Annotated in this window: 3 protein-coding genes and 1 pseudogene; all 4 read left to right on the top strand. The window is 51.6% G+C overall.

Going from position 1 to position 3,739, the window contains the following annotated elements; genetic code table 11:
- Positions 1–473: 473 nt before the first annotated feature.
- A complete protein-coding gene (locus tag ACIQ0R_RS11785; RefSeq protein WP_395827619.1) occupies positions 474–1,112 on the top strand; it encodes a phosphatidylserine decarboxylase in 639 nt (212 codons plus the stop codon).
- 43 nt (positions 1,113–1,155) lie between these two features.
- On the top strand, positions 1,156–2,028 hold the full coding sequence (gene pssA, locus ACIQ0R_RS11790) for a CDP-diacylglycerol--serine O-phosphatidyltransferase (RefSeq protein ID WP_395827622.1): 873 nt from the start codon (positions 1,156–1,158) through the stop codon (positions 2,026–2,028).
- 168 nt (positions 2,029–2,196) lie between these two features.
- Complete coding sequence (lysM, locus tag ACIQ0R_RS11795; protein ID WP_395827624.1) at positions 2,197–2,676, top strand: peptidoglycan-binding protein LysM; 480 nt, start codon at positions 2,197–2,199, stop codon at positions 2,674–2,676.
- 144 nt (positions 2,677–2,820) lie between these two features.
- Positions 2,821–3,483 (top strand): annotated as a pseudogene (locus ACIQ0R_RS11800) (2-isopropylmalate synthase); the annotation flags it as partial.
- Between the last annotated feature and the right edge of the window lie 256 nt (positions 3,484–3,739).

A 3,739-nucleotide genomic window follows, 5' to 3' on the forward strand; every position in this document is an offset into this window, starting at 1 on the left:
CAAGAAGTGGACGATGCCATTGCGGGACTGGAAGGGAGCACTTAACCGCTTCACTATCCAGTTTGAAGAACGGATGAAGCCGAATTAAACGAAATTCCGTTTACACAAAATCCAGCACACCCTCATCTGCGCGGCAACAAAATTGAGTGAAATGCCGGGCTTTTTTATACAATGCCATAGCAATCTTTCTTTAGATGGCCGTCAGGTTACTTTAGTATCATGCAGAAGGTCTGTCGCATCGACGCCTCCGTCATTTGGCGAGCATAAAAACGCAGAAATATTCGACGCTGGGCGTTAAATCCGGTTTTACCGATGAGTTTTATCGACAATGGGCGGTAAAGTTGCCGCGAGTTGGTCGTTGAGCGCCGATTACAGCTGAAATACAGAAGCTTAGATTTCTTTCCAGCCCGACTAGAACTAAAATAGCGACGCTTTCAAATTTCCAACATTTACCAAGATAATCTGGAGTACAGTTGAATAATTATCCCCATCCTATTATTGCCCGCGAAGGCTGGCCTTTCCTCGGTATCGCATTTGCGGTGGCGTTGCTGATGACGCTGGTCTCGCCGGTGTGGTCGCTCCCGTTCTGGATTATTGCATTGTTCGTATTGCAATTTTTCCGTGATCCGCCGCGCGTGATTCCACAGCAGCCGGGCGCGGTACTGTCGCCGGCCGATGGCCGAATCGTTGTGGTTGAAAAAACCATGGATCCCTACGCCAATCGCGAAGCACTGAAAATCAGTGTTTTCATGAACGTGTTCAATGTGCATTCGAATCGTGCTCCGGTCGATGGCAAGATCGAGAAGGTTCAGTATTTTCCTGGCAAATTCGTCAACGCCGATCTCGACAAGGCATCGATTGAAAACGAGCGCAACGCGTTGGTCATTACTGCCGCCAACGGCCAGACTGTGACTTGCGTGCAGGTTGCTGGTCTGATCGCTCGCCGCATTCTGTGTTACGTCAAGGTGGCCGATGTACTGGCGCGCGGCCAGCGTTACGGCTTTATTCGTTTCGGTTCACGTGTCGATGTCTATCTGCCGTTGACGGCAACGCCCAAGGTTGTGGTCGGCGACAAGGTATCGGCTACTGAAACCATCCTGGCCGAATTCTGATACCGGCTTGTTTGCATTTTGAGTTGATTGGAACGAAACTTACATGGCCACATTCAAGCGCCGTAAAGCGAAAAGCAACGTCGCGCAGTTCCCCAAGGCGCTGCGTCTGAACAAAATTGCCGAACGCGCGGAATACGAGGACGAAGAAGGATTGACGCCGCCGGTGCGCCGTCGGCGCGGTATCTATCTGTTGCCGAATGCGTTTACGACAGCGGCGCTGTTCTGCGGTTTTTATGCGATTGTGATGGCGATGAACCTGCGTTTTGATCAGGCTTCGATCGCAATTTTTGTCGCAATGGTGCTGGACAGTCTGGATGGTCGCGTGGCGCGCTTGACCAATACGCAGAGCGAGTTTGGCGCGCAATATGACAGTTTGTCGGACATGGTGTCGTTTGGTGCTGCGCCGGCTTTGGTGGTGTACGAATGGTCGCTGCGTGGCATGGGCAAGCTCGGCTGGCTGGCTGCCTTTGTCTATTGCGCCGGTGGCGCGCTGCGTCTGGCGCGCTTCAACACCAATATCACAGTGGTCGATAAGCGTTATTTCCAGGGCTTGCCAAGTCCCGCCGCGGCAGCGCTGGTGGCCGGCTTTGTCTGGCTGATGGACGATCTTGGGTTTCGTGGTACTTCGCTGAGCTGGGCGGCCTGGGCCATCACTTTGTATGCCGGCCTGACAATGGTCAGCAATGTGCCGTTCTACAGTTTCAAGGATATTAACCTGCGCAAGCCGATGCCGTTCATCGCCGCTTTCCTGGTGGTATTGGCGCTGGTGGCAATTTTTAGTGATCCCTCGAAAGTATTGTTCGGCTTATTCGTGCTGTATGGGCTCTCCGGATTCGGTGTCTATTTCTGGCGCTGGTTCAAGGGTAGGCCGGTTAGCATCGTACAGACGGAGCTTGAACACGACGATAAAGAATAAGGGGTTTACTCGGAAAGTTCGTCAATTATGCTTTTGGCATATTGCTAACGTTAAATGTTGTTAACCTACACTTTTTAAGTTGCACCGCAGCACCGTAGCACCGTAGCACCGCATCAATCATCAATGCAAGTGGCATCATCCTTTTTCAACCTCTACCGGAGAAAAAAAATGGGTTTACTTTCCTTTATTAAAGATGCTGGTGAAAAGCTGTTGGGACACAAACCAGAAGAAGTCGCCGCTGCGCCGAATGTCGATGAGTTGCAGGCTGCAGCCGCAGATGCGATTAAAACCTACGTCGGCACGCAAGGGATCGATACCAGCGCTCTGACGATTGCCTTTGATGCTTTTTCGTCGACGGTGACTGCTAGCGGTGAGGCGCCAGATCAGCAGACGCGCGAAAAAATCATTTTGTGCTGTGGAAATGTCAAAGACGTCAAGAATGTTAATGATAATCTGACCGTGGCCGCGGTTGAAGATGAGTCGCAGTGGTATGACGTGGTTAGCGGCGATAACTTGTCGAAAATTTCCAAGCAGTTCTATGGTAACCCCAACCAATACAATATTATTTTTGAAGCAAACAAGCCAATGCTCAAAAGCGTGGACTTGATTTATCCAGGTCAAAAGCTGCGTATCCCGCCGCTCTCCTGACTTTATTTTAGTAACATTGACAACAACGCCCACCGCCCGGTTTTTACCGGGCGTTTTTTTGCGCCCCGGATTTTGTGATTTTTATACCTGGATTAAGCAAAGTCATTAAAATTGATGGTTTAGCAGATCAATCAGGAGCACAGCATGGCAGCCAACTCACCCGAAAAACTCATCATATTCGATACCACCTTGCGCGATGGTGAGCAGTCGCCTGGCGCCTCGATGACCAAGGACGAGAAAATCCGTATTGCCAAGCAATTGGAGCGGATGAAAGTCGATGTGATCGAGGCTGGGTTTGCCGCCGCTTCGCCAGGCGATTTCGAGGCGATCAAGGCAATCGCCGGGATCGTCAAGGACTCTACGGTGTGTTCGCTCTCGCGCACCAATGATCGAGACATTGCGCGCGCTGCCGAGGCGTTGCAGCCGGCTGAGCGCAAGTGGATTCATACGTTTCTGGCAACCTCGCCGCTGCACATGGAAAAGAAGTTGCGCATGACGCCGGACCAGGTGTTCGAGCAAGCCAGGCAGGCGGTGCGTTTTGCTCGCAAGTTTACCGATGACGTTGAATTTAGCCCGGAAGACGGGAGCCGTTCTGACATGGATTTCCTGTGCCGGGTGCTGGAGGTTGTGATTGCCGAGGGCGCAACCACCATCAATTTTGCCGATACGGTCGGTTATGGCGTGCCCGAATTGTATGGCCACATGCTAAAGACGCTACGTGAACGGATTCCGAATTCGGACAAGGCGATCTGGTCGGTACATTGCCACAACGATCTCGGCATGGCGGTAGCCAATTCGCTGGCAGGGTGAATGAGCTTCCCTCGATTTTTCGTCGTCCAACAGGTGGCTTTTATGCCGCCTGTTTTTCCTGATGTTGCTCAGTAAGCCAGTCATCTAAATACTGGCAGGGTGAACGATAGCCAAGCGTCGAATGCTGCCGTTGGCGAGAGGATGTAATTAGTTTTGTGTAAACGGTCATTTGGCAGCACACTGCCACCATAGAGGAAAAAATGACCTACGTAAAACGCACCAAACGGGCCAAGCCCGATCCTGAGTTGGTCAA

Origin of the sequence: Collimonas sp., assembly GCF_044339385.1 — a bacterium.
Taxonomy (GTDB): Bacteria; Pseudomonadota; Gammaproteobacteria; order Burkholderiales; family Burkholderiaceae_D; genus Collimonas.

Excerpts from the sequence above, each read along its gene's own strand:
- pssA (WP_395827622.1), top strand. The coding sequence starts at position 1,156 with ATGGCCACATTCAAGCGCCGTAAAGCGAAAAGCAACGTCGCGCAGTTC.
- lysM (WP_395827624.1), top strand. The coding sequence starts at position 2,197 with ATGGGTTTACTTTCCTTTATTAAAGATGCTGGTGAAAAGCTGTTGGGA.